This window comes from Streptomyces sp. NPDC033174, from assembly GCF_055577795.1.
Genome location: NZ_JBVIPQ010000002.1, coordinates 712,715 through 734,005 on the forward strand (window position 1 = coordinate 712,715; position 21,291 = coordinate 734,005).

24 protein-coding genes are annotated in these 21,291 nt (G+C 69.7%); 23 read left to right on the top strand and 1 reads right to left on the bottom strand.

Annotation, left to right across the window (positions count from 1 at the left end; all coding sequences use genetic code 11):
* Nucleotides 1-198 precede the first annotated feature (198 nt).
* From ACZ5VC_RS09510 to ACZ5VC_RS09590, 17 genes are all read left to right on the top strand, one after another.
* Nucleotides 199-792: a hypothetical protein gene (locus ACZ5VC_RS09510; RefSeq protein ID WP_468706552.1), complete on the top strand. Its 594-nt coding sequence runs from the start codon at nucleotides 199-201 to the stop codon at nucleotides 790-792.
* Between the two features lie 154 nt (nucleotides 793-946).
* Entirely contained in the window at nucleotides 947-1,387 is a 441-nt protein-coding gene (rpsP, locus tag ACZ5VC_RS09515) for a 30S ribosomal protein S16 (protein ID WP_469119480.1), read from the top strand.
* 2 nt (nucleotides 1,388-1,389) lie between these two features.
* Nucleotides 1,390-1,629, top strand: coding sequence for an RNA-binding protein (locus ACZ5VC_RS09520; protein WP_005311361.1), 240 nt, complete (start codon nucleotides 1,390-1,392; stop codon nucleotides 1,627-1,629).
* A gap of 79 nt (nucleotides 1,630-1,708) precedes the next feature.
* Nucleotides 1,709-2,263, top strand: a complete 555-nt coding sequence (gene rimM / locus ACZ5VC_RS09525; RefSeq protein WP_469119481.1) for a ribosome maturation factor RimM — start codon at nucleotides 1,709-1,711, stop codon at nucleotides 2,261-2,263.
* Nucleotides 2,263-3,084, top strand: coding sequence for a tRNA (guanosine(37)-N1)-methyltransferase TrmD (gene trmD, locus ACZ5VC_RS09530; protein WP_469119482.1), 822 nt, complete (start codon nucleotides 2,263-2,265; stop codon nucleotides 3,082-3,084). The genes rimM and trmD overlap by 1 nt, the downstream gene beginning before the upstream one ends.
* Nucleotides 3,085-3,217: 133 nt before the next feature.
* The gene (rplS, locus tag ACZ5VC_RS09535; RefSeq protein ID WP_468706540.1) at nucleotides 3,218-3,568 is read left to right on the top strand and encodes a 50S ribosomal protein L19; all 351 of its coding nucleotides are present in this window, start codon (nucleotides 3,218-3,220) and stop codon (nucleotides 3,566-3,568) included.
* Between the two features lie 71 nt (nucleotides 3,569-3,639).
* Complete coding sequence (gene lepB / locus ACZ5VC_RS09540; RefSeq protein WP_469119483.1) at nucleotides 3,640-4,446, top strand: signal peptidase I; 807 nt, start codon at nucleotides 3,640-3,642, stop codon at nucleotides 4,444-4,446.
* Complete coding sequence (gene lepB, locus ACZ5VC_RS09545) at nucleotides 4,439-5,512, top strand: signal peptidase I (protein WP_469119484.1); 1,074 nt, start codon at nucleotides 4,439-4,441, stop codon at nucleotides 5,510-5,512. The genes lepB (ACZ5VC_RS09540) and lepB (ACZ5VC_RS09545) overlap by 8 nt, the downstream gene beginning before the upstream one ends.
* Nucleotides 5,493-6,356 (top strand): signal peptidase I, encoded by an 864-nt coding sequence (gene lepB / locus ACZ5VC_RS09550; protein WP_469119485.1) that lies wholly within the window; start codon nucleotides 5,493-5,495, stop codon nucleotides 6,354-6,356. Before lepB (ACZ5VC_RS09545) ends, lepB (ACZ5VC_RS09550) begins: the two co-directional genes overlap by 20 nt.
* Nucleotides 6,357-6,472: 116 nt before the next feature.
* Complete coding sequence (lepB, locus tag ACZ5VC_RS09555; RefSeq protein ID WP_469119486.1) at nucleotides 6,473-7,213, top strand: signal peptidase I; 741 nt, start codon at nucleotides 6,473-6,475, stop codon at nucleotides 7,211-7,213.
* On the top strand, nucleotides 7,210-7,728 hold the full coding sequence (locus ACZ5VC_RS09560) for an NUDIX hydrolase (RefSeq protein WP_469119487.1): 519 nt from the start codon (nucleotides 7,210-7,212) through the stop codon (nucleotides 7,726-7,728). The genes lepB (ACZ5VC_RS09555) and ACZ5VC_RS09560 overlap by 4 nt, the downstream gene beginning before the upstream one ends.
* 55 nt (nucleotides 7,729-7,783) lie before the next feature.
* On the top strand, nucleotides 7,784-8,092 hold the full coding sequence (locus ACZ5VC_RS09565; RefSeq protein WP_005311352.1) for a DUF2469 domain-containing protein: 309 nt from the start codon (nucleotides 7,784-7,786) through the stop codon (nucleotides 8,090-8,092).
* A 136-nt stretch (nucleotides 8,093-8,228) separates the two neighbouring features.
* Entirely contained in the window at nucleotides 8,229-8,591 is a 363-nt protein-coding gene (locus ACZ5VC_RS09570) for a YraN family protein (RefSeq protein WP_469119488.1), read from the top strand.
* Nucleotides 8,591-10,204: a YifB family Mg chelatase-like AAA ATPase gene (locus ACZ5VC_RS09575; RefSeq protein WP_469119489.1), complete on the top strand. Its 1,614-nt coding sequence runs from the start codon at nucleotides 8,591-8,593 to the stop codon at nucleotides 10,202-10,204. The genes ACZ5VC_RS09570 and ACZ5VC_RS09575 overlap by 1 nt, the downstream gene beginning before the upstream one ends.
* The gene (dprA, locus tag ACZ5VC_RS09580; protein WP_469119490.1) at nucleotides 10,201-11,367 is read left to right on the top strand and encodes a DNA-processing protein DprA; all 1,167 of its coding nucleotides are present in this window, start codon (nucleotides 10,201-10,203) and stop codon (nucleotides 11,365-11,367) included. The genes ACZ5VC_RS09575 and dprA overlap by 4 nt, the downstream gene beginning before the upstream one ends.
* Nucleotides 11,368-11,609: 242 nt before the next feature.
* On the top strand, nucleotides 11,610-12,446 hold the full coding sequence (gene whiG / locus ACZ5VC_RS09585) for an RNA polymerase sigma factor WhiG (protein WP_468706523.1): 837 nt from the start codon (nucleotides 11,610-11,612) through the stop codon (nucleotides 12,444-12,446).
* Between the two features lie 53 nt (nucleotides 12,447-12,499).
* Nucleotides 12,500-13,060: a TetR/AcrR family transcriptional regulator gene (locus ACZ5VC_RS09590; protein WP_469119598.1), complete on the top strand. Its 561-nt coding sequence runs from the start codon at nucleotides 12,500-12,502 to the stop codon at nucleotides 13,058-13,060.
* A gap of 97 nt (nucleotides 13,061-13,157) precedes the next feature.
* On the opposite strand, the gene ACZ5VC_RS09595 is transcribed toward ACZ5VC_RS09590, so the two are convergent.
* A complete protein-coding gene (locus tag ACZ5VC_RS09595; RefSeq protein ID WP_469119491.1) occupies nucleotides 13,158-13,730 on the bottom strand; it encodes a murein hydrolase activator EnvC family protein in 573 nt (190 codons plus the stop codon).
* A gap of 254 nt (nucleotides 13,731-13,984) precedes the next feature.
* On the opposite strand from ACZ5VC_RS09595, the gene rpsB reads away from it, so the two are divergent.
* From rpsB to katG, 6 genes are all read left to right on the top strand, one after another.
* Nucleotides 13,985-14,887, top strand: coding sequence for a 30S ribosomal protein S2 (rpsB, locus tag ACZ5VC_RS09600; protein ID WP_469119492.1), 903 nt, complete (start codon nucleotides 13,985-13,987; stop codon nucleotides 14,885-14,887).
* Between the two features lie 102 nt (nucleotides 14,888-14,989).
* A complete protein-coding gene (gene tsf / locus ACZ5VC_RS09605) occupies nucleotides 14,990-15,826 on the top strand; it encodes a translation elongation factor Ts (protein WP_469119493.1) in 837 nt (278 codons plus the stop codon).
* Between the two features lie 160 nt (nucleotides 15,827-15,986).
* Nucleotides 15,987-16,751: a UMP kinase gene (gene pyrH, locus ACZ5VC_RS09610; protein WP_469119494.1), complete on the top strand. Its 765-nt coding sequence runs from the start codon at nucleotides 15,987-15,989 to the stop codon at nucleotides 16,749-16,751.
* A 157-nt stretch (nucleotides 16,752-16,908) separates the two neighbouring features.
* Nucleotides 16,909-17,466, top strand: coding sequence for a ribosome recycling factor (gene frr / locus ACZ5VC_RS09615; RefSeq protein ID WP_468706511.1), 558 nt, complete (start codon nucleotides 16,909-16,911; stop codon nucleotides 17,464-17,466).
* Nucleotides 17,466-18,581 carry a phosphatidate cytidylyltransferase gene (locus ACZ5VC_RS09620; protein WP_469119495.1) on the top strand — a complete coding sequence of 372 codons (1,116 nt, stop codon included), beginning with the start codon at nucleotides 17,466-17,468 and terminating at the stop codon, nucleotides 18,579-18,581. The genes frr and ACZ5VC_RS09620 overlap by 1 nt, the downstream gene beginning before the upstream one ends.
* Nucleotides 18,582-18,935: 354 nt before the next feature.
* Complete coding sequence (gene katG, locus ACZ5VC_RS09625) at nucleotides 18,936-21,131, top strand: catalase/peroxidase HPI (RefSeq protein ID WP_469119496.1); 2,196 nt, start codon at nucleotides 18,936-18,938, stop codon at nucleotides 21,129-21,131.
* Nucleotides 21,132-21,291: the final 160 nt, after the last annotated feature.

Below are 21,291 nucleotides of genomic sequence, written 5' to 3' on the forward strand. Positions count from 1 at the left end.
GCGCGGGGGAGCGTGCCCGCCGGCGCCACTTCACCGGCGCACCGCTACGTACCACCTTGGTGCGAGCTGAGAGCCTTCTCCGCAGATCAGCGCACTGGCCCTCGTCAGGACGCATCAAGGGCAACTGACGGGTACGTGCAAAATATTTGGGATGCCCCGGAATGGAACCCGGGGGCGCCCAGGCTCGTTAGACGCGACGTGAGCACGACACCACCTGTTCTCGCCGCAGAGCTGGCACAGGCGTGGGCCGACATTCAGCGGCACCACCCCGAGCTGCCGGACCTAGCCGCGCCAGAGTCCCTGATCGGAGAGTCGTCGTCCGCCTGTGGCGCCGAGCTCTCCTTCGAACGACTGCTCCACGAGGCAGTCCACGGCATCGCCGCCGCCCGAGGAGTCCGCGACACCTCACGCGCCGGCCGCTACCACAACCGCAGATTTCTGGCGATCGCCGAGGAAATGGGCCTCGACCACCCCGAGGAGCCGCACGCCAGCAGCGGCTTCTCCCTGGTCACGCTCAACCCCGAGGCCAAGCGCCGGTACCGTCCCACGATCGAGCGGCTCCAGCGCGCCCTCAAGGCGCACACCGTCGCGACGGCCTCCGACACCAAGCGCTCCTTCCGCGGACCGGCCGCCCGGCACGGCTCCTCGGGCGGCGGAGTGCGGGTCAAGGCCGTCTGCGACTGCGGACGCAACGTCCGGGTCGTCCCCTCGGTCCTCGCCCAGGCACCGATCGTCTGCGGCGGCTGCGGCAAGCCCTTCCGCATCCCGGAAGCGGTGGCCGCAGCGAGCTGACGCCCAGGCGTGTGGCACAATGGCTAGCTGTACTCGACAGTCGCACAGGACCCCTCTCTCCTCCGGCTGACGCGTCCATCGGGCACCCGAGTACCGCAACCCCACGTGGCATCTCATGTGCCCAACCACGTCAAGACCAGGAGACACCACTCCAGTGGCAGTCAAGATCAAGCTGAAGCGTCTGGGCAAGATCCGTTCGCCTCACTACCGCATCGTCGTCGCCGACTCCCGTACCCGCCGTGACGGCCGGGCCATCGAGGAGATCGGTCTGTACCACCCGGTGCAGAACCCGTCGCGCATCGAGGTCAACTCGGAGCGCGCGCAGTACTGGCTGTCCGTCGGCGCCCAGCCGACCGAGCCGGTTCTCGCGATCCTGAAGCTCACCGGTGACTGGCAGAAGCACAAGGGCCTGCCGGCCCCGGCGCCGCTGCTCGTCGCCGAGCCGAAGGCCGACAAGCGCGCCGCGTTCGACGAGTTCGCGAAGTCCCTCGAGGGCGACGAGCCCAAGGGTGAGGCCATCACCCCGAAGGCGAAGAAGGCCGACAAGAAGGCGGACGAGGCCGAGGCCGCGTCCACCGAGTCGACCGAGGCCTGAGCATGCTCGAGGAGGCTCTCGAGCACCTCGTGAAGGGCATCGTCGACAACCCGGACGATGTGCAGGTCGCCTCGCGCAACCTGCGCCGCGGCCGTGTGCTGGAGGTCCGGGTCCACCCCGACGACCTCGGCAAGGTGATCGGTCGCAACGGCCGCACCGCGCGTGCACTGCGCACCGTGGTGGGCGCCATCGGCGGCCGTGGCATCCGCGTCGACCTCGTCGACGTGGACCAGGTTCGCTGACAAAGATGAACACCGGCACGGGCCGGGGAGGGCTTACGGGCCCACCCCGGCCCGTCGTCGTCCGACAGGAGAGTTGAGAGTGCAGCTGGTAGTCGCGCGGATCGGCCGCGCCCACGGGATCAAGGGCGAGGTCACCGTCGAGGTGCGTACGGACGAGCCCGAACTGCGGCTCGGCCCCGGAGCGGTCCTGCTCACCGACCCGGCGTCCACCGGGCCGCTGACCATCGAGACCGGCCGCGTGCACAGCGGCCGGCTGCTGCTGCGCTTCGAAGGCGTACGCGACCGCACCGCCGCCGAAGCCCTGCGCAACACGCTCCTCATCGCCGAAGTCGACCCCCAGGAGACCCCTGAGGAGCCCGACGAGTACTACGACCACCAGCTCATCGACCTCGACGTGGTCCTCGCCGACGGCACCGAGATCGGCCGCATCACCGAGATCTCCCATCTCCCGTCCCAGGACCTCTTCATCGTCGAGCGCCCCGACGGCACCGAGCTGATGATCCCCTTCGTCGAGGAGATCGTCACCGGCATCGACCTCGACGAGCAGAAGGCCGTCATCGACCCGCCGCCCGGCCTGATCGACGACCGCGCCGAGATCGCCTCCGCCCGGGACGCCGCCGAGGACGAGCACTGATGCGCCTCGACGTCGTCACGATCTTCCCCGAGTACCTGGAACCGCTGAACGTCTCCCTCGTCGGCAAGGCCCGCGCACGGGGCGTCCTCGACGTGGGCGTGCACGACCTGCGCCAGTGGACCTACGACCGGCACAACACCGTCGACGACACCCCCTACGGCGGCGGGCCCGGCATGGTCATGAAGACCGAGCCCTGGGGCGACGCCCTCGACGACGTCCTCGCCGACGGCTACGAGAGCGGCGCCCACCATCCCGTACTCGTCGTCCCCACGCCCAGCGGCCGGCCCTTCACCCAGGAACTCGCCGTCGAGCTGTCCGAGCGCCCCTGGCTCGTCTTCACGCCCGCGCGCTACGAAGGCATCGACCGCCGGGTCATGGACGAGTACGCCACCCGCATACCGGTCTACGAGGTCTCCATCGGCGACTACGTCCTCGCCGGCGGCGAGGCCGCAGTCCTCGTCATCACCGAGGCCGTCGCCCGACTGCTCCCCGGCGTCCTCGGCAACGCCGAGTCCCACCGCGACGACTCCTTCGCCCCCGGCGACATGGCGAATCTGCTGGAGGGGCCCGTCTACACCAAGCCCCCCGAGTGGCGGGGGCGCGCCATCCCCGACGTCCTGCTCAGCGGCCATCACGGCAAGATCGCCCGCTGGCGGCGCGACGAGGCCTTCCGGCGCACCGCACGCAACCGGCCCGACCTGATCGAACGGTGCGACCCGTCCGCGTTCGACAAGAAGGACCGGGAAACCCTCTCCATCCTGGGCTGGGCTCCCGAGCCCGGCGGCCGATTTTGGCGCAGGCCCCAGAACATGGAAGAATAGGCCGCTGCTGTACGCCCGCATGCGCCCCTGCCACAGGGGGACCGTCGCAGACGAGGTGACACAGCACCCGAATTCTCCACCGAACTCCCGCCCGGCGACCTGTGGCGTCGTGCGAAGAAAGCAGACGAAGAACATGTCTCACCTGCTCGATGGCGTCAACGCCGCCACCCTGCGCAGCGACCTCCCGGCCTTCCGCCCCGGTGACACCGTCAACGTGCACGTCCGAGTGATCGAGGGCAACCGCTCCCGTATCCAGCAGTTCAAGGGCGTCGTCATCCGCCGCCAGGGCTCGGGCGTCAGCGAGACCTTCACGGTCCGCAAGGTCTCGTTCTCCGTCGGCGTCGAGCGCACCTTCCCGGTGCACAGCCCGATCTTCGAGAAGATCGAGCTCGTCAGCCGCGGTGACGTCCGTCGCGCCAAGCTCTACTACCTGCGTGAGCTGCGCGGCAAGGCTGCCAAGATCAAGGAGAAGCGCGACCGCTGAGCCCCGGCTCACAGGTCCGCTCGACTTCGGAATCGGGCAGTCACAGGGCGGCCGGATAGGCTCTGCCCCTGATGGACACCGAAGCACAGCACACGGAGCGCGACCGCTCCTCCGAGACGGAGGAGCGGTCGCGCTCCGCGCGCATCTCCGGGGGCTTCACGCGCCCCTGGCGGACGGGGAGGCCGGGCCGTCCCGGGATCGCCGGGATCACATGGCGCCGGGCCGGTGCGACCGGCTTCGTCTGCACCGTCTTCCTGCTGCTCCTGAGCCACTTCGTCCTGCAGCCCTTCCTGATCCCCAGCGGATCCATGGAGCCCACCCTCCGGATCGGGGACCGGGTGCTGGTCAACAAACTGGCGTACCGTTTCGGTTCCGAGCCGGGACGGGGCGACGTCGTCGTCTTCGACGGCACCGGGTCCTTCGTCCAGCAGGCGCCGGAGACCGACCCGGTCACCCGGGTGGTGCGCGGAGCGGGCGCGGCACTCGGCCTCGCCGAGCCCGCCGAGACCGACTTCGTGAAGCGCGTGGTGGGCGTGGGCGGCGACCGGGTGGTCTGCTGCGACAAGGGGGGCAGGGTCGAGGTGAACGGCATACCGGTGGAAGAGTGGTATCTCTTCCTGGGCGATGCCCCGTCGAAGGTGCCCTTCGACATCGTCGTGCCCGAGGGCACCCTGTGGGTCATGGGCGACCATCGGGCCAACTCCCGCGACTCCCGCGACCATCTCGGCGAACCGGGCGGCGGCATGGTCCCCGTCGGCAGGGTGATCGGACGCGCCGACTGGATCGGATGGCCCGCCGGGCGCTGGTCCGCCGTCGAGGAGACCCACGCCTTCGACCGCACACCCGCCGCCCCGCACCCGGGTGGGCGCCATGGGTAACCGGGGCAGGCGCGCGCACCATCGCAGCGACACCAGGCTGCCCACGGGCTCGCGCCCCACGGACGGCGCCCGGCCCCTTCCCGGGCGGGCGGAGCGGCGCAAGCTCGCCCGCAAGGTCAAACGCCGCAGGCGTCGCTCCGCCGTCAAGGAGATACCCCTCCTCGTCGTCGTGGCGCTGTGCATCGCCCTCGTACTGAAGACCTTCCTGGTCCAGGCCTTCGTGATCCCGTCCGGCTCGATGGAGCAGACGATCAGGATCAGCGACCGGGTACTGGTGGACAAGCTGACCCCCTGGTTCGGCTCCAAGCCGCAGCGCGGTGATGTGGTGGTCTTCAAGGACCCCGGCCGCTGGCTTCAGCAGGAACAGGCACCGAAGGACGACGATCCCGTCGTCGTCAAACAGATCAAACAGGGCCTCACGTTCATCGGCCTGCTGCCCTCCGCCGACGAGCAGGACCTGATCAAGCGCGTCGTCGCGGTCGGCGGCGACACCGTGAAGTGCTGCGACCCCCAGGGACGGGTCACCGTCAACGGCGTCCCGCTGAACGAACCGTATCTGCACCCCGGAAACGAACCATCGAAGATCAGGTTCGAGGTGAAGGTGCCGGCCGGACGGATCTTCGTCATGGGCGACCATCGGTCGAATTCGGCCGACTCACGCTTCCATCTCGACGAGAAGGACCGCGGAACGGTCTCCGAGGAGCGGGTCGTCGGACGCGCGGTCGTGATCGCCTGGCCCTTCAGCCACTGGAGCACGCTGGAGGAACAGGAGACGTATGCCTCCGTCCCGGACGCGCGGACCTCGGCGTCGACCACGGCACTCCGCCCGTCGCATAGTGTGTCCTCGCGGAATCTCAACGGATTGATCCAGCTCCCGACCCCTGCGGAACTCCCGCTCGTTATGGGAGTGATGGGCCTGTCTCTGGCTTGGAGCAGGCAATTGCACGGAGTGAGGAGTGGATGTGGGGGATGTGGCGGTCGGCGCACGATCCGGACACGACGAACCCGAGGAGAGGCCCGAGCAGCTCGCCAAGCGACCCGCAGCCATGACGGACGACCCCGGTAGCCGGCCCGACGGCGACGCCCGGAGCGGCGGCGGTGACGGCGGCGATGGTGACGGAGACGGCGACGGCGACGGCGACAAGGGGCACGGCGAGGGCAGGAAGCAACGGTCGTTCTGGAAGGAACTGCCGCTGCTGATCGGTATCGCCCTGGTCCTGGCCCTGCTGATCAAGACCTTCCTGGTGCAGGCGTTCTCGATCCCCTCGGACTCGATGATGAACACCCTGCAGCGCGGCGACCGGGTGCTGGTCGACAAGCTGACCCCGTGGTTCGGCTCCGAGCCGGAGCGCGGCGAGGTCGTCGTCTTCCACGATCCGGACGGCTGGCTGCAGGGCGAACCCGTGGCCGAGCCCAACGCGGTGCAGGAGTTCCTCAGCTTCATCGGCCTGATGCCGTCCGCCGAGGAGAAGGACCTGATCAAGCGGGTCATCGCGGTCGGCGGCGACACCGTCCAGTGCCGCAAGGGCGGCAAGGTCACGGTCAACGGCAAGGCCCTGGACGAGACGGCGTACATCTACCCCGGCTCAACGCCCTGCGACGACCACCCCTTCGGGCCGATCACCGTGCCCGAGGGCAGCATCTGGGTCATGGGCGACAACCGGCAGAACTCGCTGGACTCGCGCTACCACCAGGACCGCCCCGGCAACGGCACGGTCCCCACGGAAGACGTCGTCGGCCGCGCGGTCGTGGTGGCCTGGCCGCTCACCCGCTGGGCGACCCTGCCCGTACCGGACACCTTCGACCAGCCCGGGCTGAGCGCGGCCGCCGCGGTCGCCCCCGGAGCGGCGGGACTGGCCGGCGCGGTGCCGCTGGTGCTGTGGCGCAGGAAGCGCCTGGCCGCCCGGTGATCAAGGCTCTGTGGCAAGGAAGTGACGAAGGGCCGACCGCTCGGCATACCGCCGAGTAGGGAAGCCCGGGTAGGGTGCCGCCCAGATCGTCGATCTCCGAGGTGGGGAGCGCTGGGATGAGCGGGACTGTACGGACGGACGGCGGCCGCGGCCGTCTCGGCAGTGTGCTGTCGGGGCTGGCCGTGGCCGTCGGCTGTGTGCTCTTCCTCGGCGGCTTCGTGTGGGGCGCGGTGCTGTACCAGCCGTACACCGTGCCCAGCGACTCGATGACCCCCACGGTCAACGTGGGGGACCGGGTACTGGCCCAGCGCATCGACGGCAGCGACGTGCGCCGCGGCGATGTCGTGATCTTCAAGGACCCCCTCTGGGGCGACATGCCGATGGTCAAGCGCGTCGTCGGCGTGGGCGGCGACAAGGTCGCCTGCTGCGACGCCGACGGCCGTCTCACCATCAACGGCACCGTGATCGAAGAACCGTATCTCCACTCGCAGGGACCCGCCTCGGGCCAGGGCTTCACGGCCCAGGTGCCCGAAGGCAACCTGTTCCTCCTCGGCGACGAACGCCGCAACTCCCTCGACTCCCGCGTCCACCTCCAGGAGGCCGGCCAGGGCTCCGTGCCGCGTACGGCCGTCAGCGCCCGCGTGGACGCCATCGCCTGGCCCCTGGGGACCGTCCTGGAGCGGCCGGAGGGCTTCGCCTCCCTGCCCGGCGGGGTGTCCCGGCCCGGCCCCGTGAAGCTGGTTTTCGGCGCGGTGGTCACCGGGGCCGTACTGATCCTCCTCGGAGCCGCGTACGGACCGCTGGCCCGGCTCCTCACCCGCCGCCCGCAGCCCGCCCGGCAGACGGCTCCCCGATGACAGGCGTCCCCGCGGTACCCCCCGCCCACGGCCGGCCGCTCAGGCGGGTCGCGCGCGTGGTGCTGCTGGACCCGGACGACCGCATCCTGCTGCTGCACGGCTACGAGCCCGACGACCCCAGCCTGACCTGGTGGTTCACCCCCGGCGGCGGTGTGGAGGGCGACGAGACCCGGGAAGAGGCGGCCCTGCGGGAACTGGCCGAGGAAACCGGCATCACCGACGTCGAACTCGGACCCGTGCTGTGGCAGCGGATCTGCTCCTTCCCCTTCGACGGGCGCCGCTGGGACCAGGACGAGTGGTACTACCTGGCCCGGACGACCCGGACCGAGACCCTGCCCGGCGGGCTCACCGAGCTGGAAGCGCGCAGTATCGCGGGTCTGAGGTGGTGGACCTCCGCCGAACTGTCGGCGGCCCGTGAGACGGTGTACCCGACCAGACTCGCCGAGCTGCTCCACGCACTGCTCGACGAGGGACCCCCGAGCGCACCGGTGGTCCTGGCCCCGGAAATCGTCTAGGGGTGCGGGGGACCGGCGCACAATGGGGGGACGCACGGGTGAAGGGGAACATGCCATGAGCGCCGAGGACCTCGAGAAGTACGAGACCGAGATGGAGCTGAAGCTCTACCGGGAGTACCGCGACGTCGTCGGGCTGTTCAAATACGTGATCGAGACCGAGCGCCGCTTCTACCTCACCAATGACTACGAGATGCAGGTCCACTCGGTCCAGGGCGAGGTGTTCTTCGAGGTCTCGATGGCCGACGCCTGGGTTTGGGACATGTACCGGCCCGCCAGGTTCGTCAAGCAGGTGCGCGTCCTCACGTTCAAGGACGTGAATATCGAGGAGCTCAACAAGAGCGACCTGGAGCTTCCCGGCAGCTGACGCCGCCGGGCCGCCCTTCGAACGGGCGGCCGGGAAACCCGATCGGGTGACGGAGTTGTCCACAACCGGCCGGTTGTCCACCAAGATCCACAAGCCTTCGGCCGGCCCGTCACAGTCGGTACCGGAGGTGGTACCGATGAACGCCACGGGGGCACTCGGACGCTACGGAGAAGAGCTGGCCGCACGCCGGCTCACCGAAACCGGCATGACCGTCATCGCACGCAACTGGCGCTGCGGACGCACCGGAGAAATCGACATCGTCGCCCAGGACGGCGACACCCTGGTCATCTGCGAAGTCAAAACCCGCACCGAGGGCGCCTTCGAGCACCCCATGGCCGCCATCACACCCACCAAGGCCGACCGCCTCAGAAGGCTCGCCGCCTGCTGGCTCCACCGCCACGGCGGACCACCACCCGGCGGCCTGCGCATCGACCTCATCGGCATCGTCCTCCCACGACGAGGCGCCCCCGTCGTCGACCACGCCCTGGGGGTGGCCTGATGGGATTCGCCCGCACCTGCTCCGTCGCCCTCCTCGGCGTCGAAGGCGTCCTCGTCGAAGTCCAGGCCGACCTCGAACCCGGCGTACCCGCCTTCACCCTCGTCGGACTCCCCGACAAAAGCCTCACCGAAAGCCGCGACCGCGTACGCGCCGCCATCGTCAACTCCGGCGCCGACTGGCCCCAGAAAAAACTCACCGTCGGACTCAGCCCCGCATCCGTCCCCAAAAGCGGCAGCGGATTCGACCTCGCCGTCGCCGCGGCCGTCCTCGGCGCCGCCGAACGCATCGACCCCCGCGTCATCGCCGACCTCGTCCTCATCGGAGAACTCGGCCTCGACGGCCGCGCCCGGCCCGTCCGCGGCGTACTCCCCGCAGTCCTCGCCGCCGCCGAAGCCGGCTACCAACACGTCGTCGTCCCCGAACAAACCGCCGGCGAAGCCGCACTCGTCCCCGGCATCTCCGTCCTCGGCATCCGCAGCCTGCGCCAACTCATCGCCGTCCTCACCGACGAACCCGTACCCGACGAACAACCCACAGACCCCGGACGCCCCGACCCCATGCTCGCCGGCCTCCTCGTCCCCGGCGCCGGCATCGGCACCGGACTCGCACCCGACCCCACCGACGGACCCGACCTCGCCGACGTCGCCGGACAACACGCCGCCCGCACCGCCATCGAAGTGGCAGCCGCAGGCAGCCACCACCTCCTCCTCTCCGGACCACCCGGAGCCGGAAAAACCATGCTCGCCGAACGACTCCCCGGCGTCCTCCCACCCCTCACCAAAAAAGAATCCCTCGAAGTCACCGCCGTCCACTCCGTCGCCGGCATCCTCCCGCCCGGCGAACCCCTCGTCCGCCGGCCGCCCTACTGCGCACCCCACCACTCCGCCACCATGCAATCCCTCGTCGGCGGCGGCAACGGCCTCCCACGCCCCGGCGCCGTCTCCCTCGCCCACCGAGGCGTCCTCTTCCTCGACGAAGCCCCCGAATTCTCCGGAAAAGCCCTCGACGCCCTCCGCCAGCCCCTCGAATCCGGCCACGTCGTCGTCGCCCGCAGCGCAGGCGTCGTACGCCTCCCCGCCCGCTTCCTCATGACCCTCGCCGCCAACCCCTGCCCCTGCGGACGCCACACCCTCCACGGCGCCGGATGCGAATGCCCCGCCTCCCTCATCCGCCGCTACCAGGCCCGCCTCTCCGGGCCCCTCCTCGACCGCGTCGACCTCCGCGTCGAAGTCGAACCCGTCACCCGCTCCGACCTCCTCGCCCAAGGCGGCCGAGGCGAACCCACCACAGCCGTCGCCGCCCGCGTCCAAGAAGCCAGACACCGCGCCGCAACCCGACTCCACGGCACCCCCTGGACCGTCAACAGCGAGATCCCCGGCCACGAACTGCGCACCCGCTACCTCGTCGCACCCGGCGCACTCGCCGCCGCCGAACACGACATGGAACGCGGACTGCTCACCGCCCGCGGCCTCGACCGCGTCCTGCGCGTCGCCTGGACCATCGCCGACCTCGCCGGCCACGACCGCCCCAGGCCCCAGGACGTCGCCCTCGCCCTCCAACTGCGCACCGGCATCGCCCGAGGCGTACCCACCGGCGCCGGAGCACACCCATGACCCCCACCCCGCCCGACCCCGAACGCCTCGCCCGCGCCGCCCTCACCCGCATCATGGAACCCGGCGACGAACACGCCGGACGACTCCTCCTCCAACACGGCGCACAAGAACTCCTCGCCCGCCTCACCACCCCCACCCACCACCCAGGAACACTCGGCGACACCCGCGAACGCCGCATCCACGCCTGGCGCACCCGAGCAGCCACCGCCGACCCCGAACGCGACCTCGCCACCGCCCACGCCGCCGGCGCCCGCCTCGTCATCCCCGGCGACACCGAATGGCCACGCCAACTCGACGACCTCGGCACCGCCCGACCCTTCGGACTCTGGATCCGCGGCCCCGGCGACCTGCGCACCTGGGCCCTGCGCTCCGTCGCCGTCGTCGGCGCCCGCGCCTGCACCCCCTACGGCGCCCACACCGCCGCCGACCTCGCCTCCGGACTCGCCGAACGCGGCTGGGTCGTCGTATCCGGAGCCGCCTTCGGCATCGACGGCGCCGCACACCGAGGCACCCTCGCCGTCAGCGGAGCCACCATCGCCGTACTCGCCTGCGGCGTCGACACCGCCTATCCCCGCGGCCACGCCGAACTCATCGGACGCATCGCCGAACAAGGCCTCGTCATCGGCGAGTTACCACCCGGAAGCCATCCCACACCCAGCCGGTTCATCCTCAGGAACCGCGTCATCGCCGCACTCACCCGAGGAACCGTCGTCGTCGAAGCCCAATACCGCAGCGGATCCCTCGTCACCGCCCGCAACGCCCACGCGCTCGGCCGCCACACCATGGGCGTCCCCGGCCCCGTCACCAGCGGCCTCTCCGCGGGCGTCCACGAACTCCTCCGCGGCGAAGGCACCCTCGTCACCGACGCCGCCGACATCATCGAGCTCATCGGAGACATCGGCGAACTCGCCCCCGACCGCCGCGGCCCCATCCTCCCCAGAGACCTCCTCGGCCCCCTGGCCACCCGCGTACTCGAAGCACTCCCCGGCCACGGCACCGCCACCGGCCGCGTCATCGCCCAGCACGCCGCCACACCTCCGGACGAGACACTCGCCAAGCTGTACGAACTCCACTCTCTCGGCTTCGTCCAACGCCACGGCGACCAATGGCAGTTGACAAGCCATGCCAGACGCGCCTCGAACACCCGGCGAGGCGGTACTTGACCAGGAGCATTCGGGTGAAAAAGTGATCCCGATGACTCACGGACCTCCCCCGGACCCGCCCGAACGACCGACGCACACCGCGACGGCCACGGTTCGAGCGTGTGGCCGACCCAGGCCCCCCACCCAGGAGCGATCCCCGCACGTTCGCTCACCGCGACCGTCCAGTCACGCTACGCTCGCCAGCACCCCCACTCAGGCTCCCGCCTCCCCGCACCCCACAGCAGAACGGCTCAAGGCAACGCATGCCCCAGCACACCTCCGGGTCTGACCGCACCGCGGTGCCCCCCGCAGCCCGGGGCACCGCGCGGCCGTCCGCGCCCACGTCACTCGACGAGCTGTGGCGGTCGTACAAGGCAACGGGCGACGAGCGCCTGCGAGAGCAGCTGATCCTGCACTACTCACCGCTGGTCAAGTACGTCGCGGGGCGCGTCAGCGTGGGACTGCCCTCCAACGTGGAACAGGCCGACTTCGTCTCCTCCGGCGTCTTCGGACTCATCGACGCCATCGAGAAATTCGACGTCGAGCGGTCGATCAAGTTCGAGACCTACGCCATCACCCGCATCCGCGGCGCCATGATCGACGAACTGCGGGCCCTGGACTGGATCCCCCGCTCCGTACGCCAGAAGGCACGCGCCGTCGAGCGTGCCTACGCCACCCTCGAAGCCCAGCTGCGCCGCTCCCCCTCGGAGAGCGAAGTCGCCGCCGAGATGGACATCACCCTCGAAGAACTGCACGGCGTCTTCAGCCAGTTGTCGCTCGCCAACGTGGTCGCCCTCGAAGAGCTGCTGCACGTCGGCGGCGAGAACGGCGACCGGCTCAGCCTCATGGACACCCTCGAGGACACCGCCGCCGACAACCCCGTCGAGGTCGCCGAGGACCGTGAACTGCGAAGACTCCTGGCCCGCGCGATCAACACCCTCCCCGAGCGCGAGAAGACCGTCGTCACCCTCTACTACTACGAAGGTCTCACCCTCGCCGAGATCGGCCACGTCCTCGGCGTCACCGAGAGCCGCGTCAGCCAGATCCACACCAAATCCGTCCTGCAGCTGCGGGCGAAGCTCGCCGACGTAGGACGCTGACGCCCGAACGTCGGTCGTACAGTGGACCCGTGCCCAGGATTCGAGCGGCCTCCGTGGCCGAGCACCGGACCATGCAGCGCGGCGCCCTCCTGGATGCCGCGCGTTCCCTGCTGTCCGAAGGCGGAACGGAAGCACTGACCTTCCCCGCCCTCGCCGAGCGAACCGGCCTCGCCCGGTCCTCCGTCTACGAGTACTTCCGCTCCCGCGCCGCGGTCGTCGAGGAACTCTGTGCCGTCGACTTCCCCGTCTGGGCCGCCGAGGTCGAGGCCGCCATGGGGCGCGCCGACTCGCCCGCCGGGAAGGTCGAGGCCTATGTACGGGCGCAGCTGGAGCTCGTGGGGGACCGCCGGCACCGGGCCGTCGTCGCCATCTCCGCGAGCGAACTGGACGACGGCGCCCGCGAGAAGATCCGCGCCGCGCACGGCGGCCTCGTCGCCATGATCGTCGAAGCGCTCCATGACCTGGGCCAGGCCGAGCCCCGGCTCGGCGCCATGCTCCTGCAGGGCGTCGTGGACGCGGCGGTCCGCCGTATCGAACTCGGCGCGGCCGAGGACCCGGCGGTGATCGCGGAGGCGGCGGTCTCGATGGCGCTCCACGGCGTCCGGCCTTCCTGACCCTGGGGGGCCTCCCCCCCCCGCCCCCCTCCCGCCCCCCTCCCTCCCCCCGCCCCCGGTCCCTCCTCCCAGCCGCTCAGCCCCGCCCCACCCCCCTTCATGGCACGCCCAGGACCGGCAGGAGCCGGGACGGTGGGCGGCGGAGCAGGTGCGGGGGCAGCAGGGTGAGTGGGTCGAGGTAGGTGTCGGCTCGTCGCAGGCCCCAGTGCAGGCAGCTCGTGGGGCAGTGGGCAGGCGGAGCGGTGGCGGTGACGGCGACTACTTGCCCGGCGGTGACGGTGTCGCCTTCGGTGGCGGTGGGGGTCACCGGTTCGTAGGTGGTGCGCAGGGGCGGGTCGCCGGTGCCCGTGAGGGTGATGCTGAGGACTCCGCGTCCGGCGACCTGTCCGGCGTAGGAGACCCGGCCAGGGGCGGCGGCCCGTACGGGTGTGCCCGGCGGGGCGGCGAGGTCGATGCCGCGGTGGCCGGGGCCGTAGGGCGTGGAGGGTGGTTCCCAGCCGCGTACGACCGTGGGCCGTGGTGGTCCCACGGGCCAGGCCCGGTCCCGGGGGCCGGTGGGCCCCGGGGCCTCGGGGCCCGGCGTCGCGATGGGCCCGGCCGCCGGTGCGGGGGCCGGTGTGGTCCACGGCAACAGCGTCAGGGCCAGTGCGAACAGTGCGTAGCGGTTCATGGCTGTCACGCTGCCGCACATGGGCCGACCTCGCTGATCATGGTCCGGATCTGTGGACAACTCACCGGTTGTGGACAGCGCCGTCACCCGGGACTGTCCGGGTCCCGTACACTTCTTCTGGCGATCCGGGTCACCGGGTCGACTTCGCACGCCCCGCCAGCACCCTCATCGGTCATGGCAGCGCCTTTCGGTCCCTTGTGGCACGGCGCGCCGGGGCGTCAGGACATAACCGAGAAAACCAAGGAGATACGGCCATGGCCGTCGTCACGATGCGGGAGCTGCTGGAAAGCGGCGTCCACTTCGGTCACCAGACCCGTCGCTGGAACCCGAAGATGAAGCGCTTCATCTTCACCGAGCGCAACGGCATCTACATCATCGACCTGCTCCAGTCGCTGTCGTACATCGACCGCGCCTACGAGTTCGTCAAGGAGACCGTCGCCCACGGCGGCTCCATCATGTTCGTCGGCACCAAGAAGCAGGCCCAGGAGGCCATCGCCGAGCAGGCGACGCGCGTTGGTATGCCGTACGTCAACCAGCGTTGGCTGGGCGGCATGCTCACCAACTTCTCCACCGTCTACAAGCGCCTTCAGCGTCTGAAGGAGCTTGAGGCGATCGACTTCGAGGATGTGGCCGCCTCCGGTCTCACCAAGAAGGAGCTCCTGGTCCTCTCCCGCGAGAAGGCCAAGCTGGAGAAGACCCTCGGTGGTATCCGCGAGATGCAGAAGGTGCCGAGCGCTGTCTGGATCGTCGACACCAAGAAGGAGCACATCGCCGTCGGTGAGGCGCGCAAGCTCCACATCCCGGTCGTCGCGATCCTCGACACCAACTGTGACCCCGACGAGGTCGACTACAAGATCCCGGGCAACGACGACGCGATCCGCTCCGTCACCCTGCTCACCCGCGTGATCGCCGACGCCGTCGCCGAGGGCCTCATCGCCCGTTCCGGCGTCGCCACCGGTGACTCGAAGCCGGGCGAGAAGGCCGCGGGCGAGCCGCTCGCCGAGTGGGAGCGCGACCTGCTCGAGGGCGAGAAGAAGGCTGACGAGGCTCCGGCCGCCGACGCCGAGAAGCCGGCCGAGGCCGAGGCTGCTGCCGAGGCGCCCGCCGCCGAGGCTCCGGCGGACGAGGCTCCGGCTGCGGACGCCGAGCAGGCCTGACCTTCACACTTCGGTTGTTGACGGCGGGGGCTCACAAGGCTCCCGCCGTTCACCCGTAGATCTTCGTAGATCTTTCAGACTTCGAGAGAGAAATACAGACTCATGGCGAACTACACCGCCGCTGACGTCAAGAAGCTCCGTGAGCTCACCGGCGCCGGCATGATGGACTGCAAGAAGGCGCTCGACGAGGCCGACGGCAACGTCGACAAGGCCGTCGAGGCCCTGCGCATCAAGGGCCAGAAGGGCGTCGCCAAGCGCGAGGGCCGCTCTGCCGAGAACGGTGCCGTCGTTTCCCTGATCGCCGACGACAACACCTCCGGTGTCATCGTCGAGCTGAAGTGCGAGACGGACTTCGTCGCCAAGGGCGAGAAGTTCCAGACCGTCGCCAACCAGCTCGCCGCGCACGTCGCCGCGACCTCCCCGGCCGACATCCAGGCGCTGCTCGCCTCCGAGATCGAGGCCGGCAAGACCGTCCAGGCGTTCGTCGACGAGGCCAACGCCAACCTGGGCGAGAAGATCGTCCTGGACCGCTTCGCGCAGTTCTCCGACGGTTTCGTCACGGCGTACATGCACCGCACCATGCCGGACCTGCCCCCGCAGATCGGTGTCCTCGTCGAGCTCGACAAGGAGAACGCCGAGGTCGCCAAGGGCGTCGCGCAGCACATCGCCGCCTTCGCGCCGAAGTACCTCTCCCGCGAGGACGTTCCGGCCGAGGTCGTCGAGGCCGAGCGTCGTGTCGCCGAGGAGACCACGCGCGCCGAGGGCAAGCCCGAGGCCGCGCTCCCGAAGATCGTCGAGGGTCGCGTCAACGGCTTCTTCAAGGAGGCCACGCTTCTCGGCCAGCCGTACGCGCTCGACAACAAGAAGTCCGTCCAGCAGATCCTGGACGAGGCCGGTGTCACCCTGAAGCGCTTCTCGCGCATCAAGGTCGGCATCTGAGCCGGTACGCGATCGACACGGGAGCCCGCTAGGGTTTCCCCAGCGGACGTCGGGCGCGCACGTGCCGGACAGCCGCAGATCTGACGAGGAGGCCATTGCCGCGAGGGACACCAGCACCCATCGGCAATGGCCTTCTTCGTATGTGCACGAGGAGATCTCCATGAATCAGGGCGCCGCACACGGCGAAGACAACCACGGCAAAAAGGCCGGCCGCTTCATGCTGAAGCTGTCGGGCGAGGCGTTCGCCGGCGGAGGCGCTCTCGGCGTCGACCCCGACGTCGTCCATGCCATCGCTCGCGAGATCGCCGCGGTCGTACGCGACGGGGCGGAGATCGCGGTCGTGATCGGCGGCGGCAACTTCTTCCGCGGCGCCGAGCTCCAGCAGCGGGGCATGGACCGGGCGCGCTCGGACTACATGGGCATGCTCGGTACGGTCATGAACTGCCTCGCTCTTCAGGACTTCCTGGAGAAGGAGGGCATCGACTCCCGGGTCCAGACCGCCATCACCATGGGTCAGGTCGCGGAGCCGTACATCCCGCTCCGTGCGGTGCGCCACCTGGAGAAGGGCCGCGTCGTCATCTTCGGCGCGGGCATGGGCATGCCGTACTTCTCCACCGACACCACCGCCGCCCAGCGTGCCCTCGAGATCGACGCCGAGGCCCTGCTCATGGGCAAGAACGGCGTGGACGGGGTCTACGACTCCGACCCGAAGGCCAACCCGGACGCGGTGAAGTTCGACGCGCTGGAGTACGGCGAGGTGATCTCCCGCGATCTCAAGGTCGCCGACGCCACCGCCATCACCCTCTGCCGTGACAACAACCTTCCGATCCTCGTCTTCGAACTGCTCGCCGAGGGCAATATCGCCCGCGCGGTGAAGGGTGAGAAGATCGGCACTCTCGTGAGCGACCAGGGCACCCGGGTCTGACCCGGGGACTTGCCCCGTAAGGGGACTGCCCCGCGAGGGGACCGCCCCGCGAGGGGATGGACAAAGCCCTGCCGGTCGGACACCGTGCAGGACAAGACGCGACGCAGGTTCCGCGGCCCTGTTGCACGGGCCTACTCAAGACACGCAGGAGCAAGTGGTGATCGAAGAGACCCTCCTCGAGGCCGAGGAGAAGATGGAGAAGGCCGTCCTGGTCGCCAAGGATGACTTCGCCGCGATCCGCACCGGGCGTGCGCACCCGGCGATGTTCAACAAGATCGTGGCCGACTACTACGGTGCCATTACGCCGATCAACCAGTTGGCGTCCTTCTCGGTGCCCGAGCCGCGGATGGCCGTGGTGACCCCGTTCGACAAGAGCGCGCTGCGCAACATCGAGCAGGCGATCCGTGACTCCGACCTCGGTGTGAACCCGAGCAACGACGGCAACATCATCCGTGTGGTGTTCCCGGAGCTGACCGAGGAGCGCCGCCGCGAGTACATCAAGGTCGCGAAGACCAAGGGCGAGGACGCCAAGATCTCGATCCGTTCCGTGCGCCGCAAGGCGAAGGAGACCATCGACAAGCTGGTCAAGGACGGCGAGGTCGGCGAGGACGAGGGCCGGCGCGCGGAGAAGGAGCTCGACGACACCACCGCGAAGTACGTCGGTCAGGTCGACGAGCTGCTCAAGCACAAGGAAACCGAGCTGCTCGAGGTCTGATGAACGACTCTTCCTGGGGGGTCCAGCCGAGAGCCGACTACGTCGGGGAATGGCGACCGCCCGACCAGGGGCCCGCCCCGGCGGGTCCCGCATACGATGGGCATGACGCACAGCAGACTCGGCCCATGCCCATCGCGCCCGACGTTCCGGCCGCCGGAGACCAGGATGACGACCGGGGGGCCGCTCGGCTGAGCGGTCCCCTGTTCCGTGACGAGAAGCCGCAGGAGCCCATGCCAAGCCCGCCGCAGGCGGCCCCGCAGCCTGCGGAGTCCCCTCAGCCCCCCGAGCGTCCGCAGAAGAAGAGCGCGGGGCGCGACCTGGGCGCGGCCATAGGGGTGGGTGCCGGACTGGGTGCGGTGATCGTCGCGTCGCTGTTCATCTGGAAGGCGGCGTTCGTCGGCGTCATAGCGGTCGCCGTGGTCGTCGGTCTGTGGGAGCTCACCTCCCGGCTGCAGGAGCGCAAGGGCATCAAGGCGCCTCTCGTACCGCTCGCGGTGGGTGGCGCCGCGATGGTCGTGGCGGGTTATGTGCGAGGTGCCGAGGGCGCCTGGGTGGCGATGGCGCTCACCGCGCTCGCGGTGCTGGTGTGGCGGATGACCGAGCCGCCCGAGGGTTACCTGAAGGACGTCACGGCCGGGGTGTTCGCGGCGTTCTACGTGCCGTTCCTGGCGACGTTCGTGGCGCTGATGCTCACCGCCGACGACGGCCCGCAGCGGGTGCTCACCTTCCTGGTGCTGACGGTGGTCAGCGACACGGGCGCGTACGCGATCGGCTGGCGTTTCGGAAAGCACAAGCTGGCGCCGCGCATCAGCCCCGGGAAGACCCGTGAGGGTCTGGTCGGAGCGGTGACGTTCGCGATGGCGGCGGGTGCGCTGTGCATGGAATTCATGATCGACGACGGGACGTGGTGGCAGGGTCTGCTGCTGGGCCTGGCGGTCGCGGCCAGTGCGACCCTCGGTGACCTCGGCGAGTCGATGATCAAGCGGGACCTGGGGATCAAGGACATGGGCACGCTGCTCCCCGGCCACGGCGGCATCATGGACCGTCTGGACTCGCTGCTGCCGACCGCCCCTGTGGTGTGGCTGCTGCTGGTGGTTTTCGTGGGAACCGGCTGACCAAGAGGTCGGCGCGGTCCGCCCGCGCGTTGTGAGCCGAAGGGCTCGTCGTCCACCGGACGGCGAGCCCTTCGGCGTTCCCGCCGTCCGCGAAGGATCTGTCTCAAAAGCGACTTGGGGCTTTGATCGCTTGTTGCGCCGGGTTGCTCTGCGTGTTCTCGTAGCGGCGCGGTCGGCGGTGCGCGACCATCAGAACGCCGACACTGGCGAGATTATCCGTGTCCTGCGTGAGTATGGATATCTCGAGCTCTGCTTTGACTGCCGCGGGTCGCAGTGTTCGACACCAGCAAAGCAGCCGACGTCCAGAGCAAGCAGCCAGCAGAAGGAACACCGAGACAGGAAGAAGGGGCCGACGTGTCCGGCAGCGAAAGCGAGAACCCAGTAATCCCCTCCCCGGAGCCCGCGGCGACTCGGCCACGGACGAACCGGGACTGGTGGCCGAATCAGCTGGATCTGCAGGTCCTCCACCAGCACTCGCCGCAGGCAAATCCGATGGGCGAGGACTTCGACTACGCGGAAGAGTTCAGGTCCCTCGATCTCGACGCGCTGAAGCGGGACGTCTTCGAGGTGATGACGGCGTCCCAGGACTGGTGGCCCGCTGACTACGGCCACTATGGGCCGCTCTTCATCCGGATGAGCTGGCATGCCGCGGGGACGTACCGCATCGCCGACGGCCGGGGCGGCGGCGGCAGCGGCGCTCAGCGCTTCGCCCCCCTCAACAGCTGGCCGGACAACGCGAGCCTCGACAAGGCGCGCCGGCTGCTCTGGCCGGTCAAGCAGAAGTACGGCCGGAAAATCTCCTGGGCCGACCTGCTGGTCTTCGCCGGCAACTGCGCCATGGAATCGATGGGCTTCAAGACATTCGGGTTCGGATTCGGGCGAGAGGACATCTGGGAACCCGAGGAGATCTTCTGGGGGCCCGAGGACACATGGCTCGGAGATGAGCGCTACAGCGGCGACAGGGAACTCACCGGTCCTTTCGGCGCCGTGCAGATGGGACTCATCTACGTCAATCCGGAGGGCCCCAACGGCAACCCGGATCCCTTGGCTGCCGCCCGGGACATTCGCGAGACGTTCGGGCGCATGGCGATGAACGACGAGGAGACGGTCGCGCTCATCGTCGGCGGCCATACGTTCGGCAAGTGCCATGGCGCGGTCGACCCCCAGTACATCGGACCGGAGCCCGAGGCCTGCCCCATGGAGCAGCAGGGCCTCGGCTGGAGGAACACGTACGGCACCGGTAAGGGCCCCCACGCGCTCACCAGCGGGCTCGAGGGCGCGTGGACCACCGAGCCGACGAAGTGGGACAACGGGTACCTGGAGAACCTGTTCCGGTACGAGTGGGAGCTGACGACGAGCCCCGCCGGCGCGAAGCAGTGGACTCCCACGGACCCCTCGGCCAGGGACACCGTGCCCGACGCGCACGACCCGTCGAAGCGGCACGCTCCGATGATGCTGACGACGGACCTCGCGCTGAAGCTCGACCCGGTCTACGGGCCGATCTCGAAGAGCTTCCACGAGAACCCGGACAGGCTCGCGGACGCCTTCGCCAGGGCCTGGTACAAGCTGTTGCACCGTGACATGGGGCCCCTCTCGCGCTACCTCGGCCCGTGGGTTCCCGAGCCGCAGCTGTGGCAGGACCCCGTCCCCGCGGTCGACCACGAACTGGTCACCGACGAGGACGTCGCCGCTCTCAAGGGCAGGATCCTGGCCGCGGGCCTTTCCCTCTCCGAGCTGGTCACCACCGCATGGGCGTCGGCGGCGAGCTTCCGCGGCACCGACAAGCGCGGCGGGGCCAACGGGGCGCGGATCCGCCTCGCGCCGCAGCGGGACTGGGAGGTCAACGACCAGCCCGAGGTGGCCAAGGTGCTCCAGGCCCTCGAACAGATCCGCCAGGACTTCAACCTCTCGCAGTCCGGGGACAAGAAGGTGTCGCTGGCCGACCTGATCGTCCTGGGCGGCTGCGCGGCCGTCGAGCAGGCCGCGAGGAACGCCGGGTACGACATCACGGTCCCGTTCGCCCCGGGACGCACGGACGCGTCGCAGGAGCAGACCGACGCCGACACGTTCGCCGTCCTCGAACCGAGGGCGGACGGGTTCCGCAACTACCTCCGGGCGGGGGAGAAGCTGTCGCCGGAGACCCTGCTGCTGGACCGGGCCAACCTGCTCACCCTGACCGCGCCCGAGATGACGGCTCTGATCGGCGGCATGCGGGCCCTGAACACCGGCTTCGGCGGGAACACGCACGGCGTCTTCACCCACCGGCCGGAGACGCTGACGAACGACTTCTTCGTCAATCTGCTCGACATGGGCATCGAGTGGAAGGCGTCCGAGTCCGCCGAGAACGTCTTCGAAGGCCGGGATCGCACCACGGGCGAGATCAAGTGGACGGCCACCGCCGTCGACCTCGTCTTCGGTTCGCACGCCCAGCTCCGGGCGGTCTCGGAGGTCTACGCCTCGCAGGACGCGGGAGAGAAGTTCGTGCGTGACTTCGTGGCGGCGTGGGACAAGGTCATGAACCTCGACCGGTTCGATCTCGCCCGAGCCTGAGCCCGAGCCTGAGCCGGTGGCCGAGCCCGAGCCCGAGCCCGAGCCCCAGGCCCAGGCCGAGAGGCCGGAAGTGACGGCCGTGTGACGGAGCCCTCCCCGGGACACCGGGGAGGGCTCCCTCACGCCCGGCGCCGACGCCGCCCGCCCCCGGCGCTCGCAG

Bases quoted from the DNA above. Each gene is read 5' to 3' on its own strand.
- lepB (WP_469119485.1), top strand. From the start codon at position 5,493: ATGACGGACGACCCCGGTAGCCGGCCCGACGGCGACGCCCGGAGCGGC.
- trmD (WP_469119482.1), top strand. From the start codon at position 2,263: ATGCGCCTCGACGTCGTCACGATCTTCCCCGAGTACCTGGAACCGCTG.
- ACZ5VC_RS09520 (WP_005311361.1), top strand. From the start codon at position 1,390: ATGCTCGAGGAGGCTCTCGAGCACCTCGTGAAGGGCATCGTCGACAAC.
- lepB (WP_469119483.1), top strand. From the start codon at position 3,640: ATGGACACCGAAGCACAGCACACGGAGCGCGACCGCTCCTCCGAGACG.
- rpsB (WP_469119492.1), top strand. From the start codon at position 13,985: ATGGCCGTCGTCACGATGCGGGAGCTGCTGGAAAGCGGCGTCCACTTC.
- ACZ5VC_RS09620 (WP_469119495.1), top strand. From the start codon at position 17,466: ATGAACGACTCTTCCTGGGGGGTCCAGCCGAGAGCCGACTACGTCGGG.
- lepB (WP_469119484.1), top strand. From the start codon at position 4,439: ATGGGTAACCGGGGCAGGCGCGCGCACCATCGCAGCGACACCAGGCTG.
- ACZ5VC_RS09565 (WP_005311352.1), top strand. From the start codon at position 7,784: ATGAGCGCCGAGGACCTCGAGAAGTACGAGACCGAGATGGAGCTGAAG.
- ACZ5VC_RS09560 (WP_469119487.1), top strand. From the start codon at position 7,210: ATGACAGGCGTCCCCGCGGTACCCCCCGCCCACGGCCGGCCGCTCAGG.
- dprA (WP_469119490.1), top strand. From the start codon at position 10,201: ATGACCCCCACCCCGCCCGACCCCGAACGCCTCGCCCGCGCCGCCCTC.
- rplS (WP_468706540.1), top strand. From the start codon at position 3,218: ATGTCTCACCTGCTCGATGGCGTCAACGCCGCCACCCTGCGCAGCGAC.
- ACZ5VC_RS09595 (WP_469119491.1), bottom strand. From the start codon at position 13,730: ATGAACCGCTACGCACTGTTCGCACTGGCCCTGACGCTGTTGCCGTGG.
- ACZ5VC_RS09570 (WP_469119488.1), top strand. From the start codon at position 8,229: ATGAACGCCACGGGGGCACTCGGACGCTACGGAGAAGAGCTGGCCGCA.
- whiG (WP_468706523.1), top strand. From the start codon at position 11,610: ATGCCCCAGCACACCTCCGGGTCTGACCGCACCGCGGTGCCCCCCGCA.
- tsf (WP_469119493.1), top strand. From the start codon at position 14,990: ATGGCGAACTACACCGCCGCTGACGTCAAGAAGCTCCGTGAGCTCACC.
- ACZ5VC_RS09575 (WP_469119489.1), top strand. From the start codon at position 8,591: ATGGGATTCGCCCGCACCTGCTCCGTCGCCCTCCTCGGCGTCGAAGGC.
- pyrH (WP_469119494.1), top strand. From the start codon at position 15,987: ATGAATCAGGGCGCCGCACACGGCGAAGACAACCACGGCAAAAAGGCC.
- lepB (WP_469119486.1), top strand. From the start codon at position 6,473: ATGAGCGGGACTGTACGGACGGACGGCGGCCGCGGCCGTCTCGGCAGT.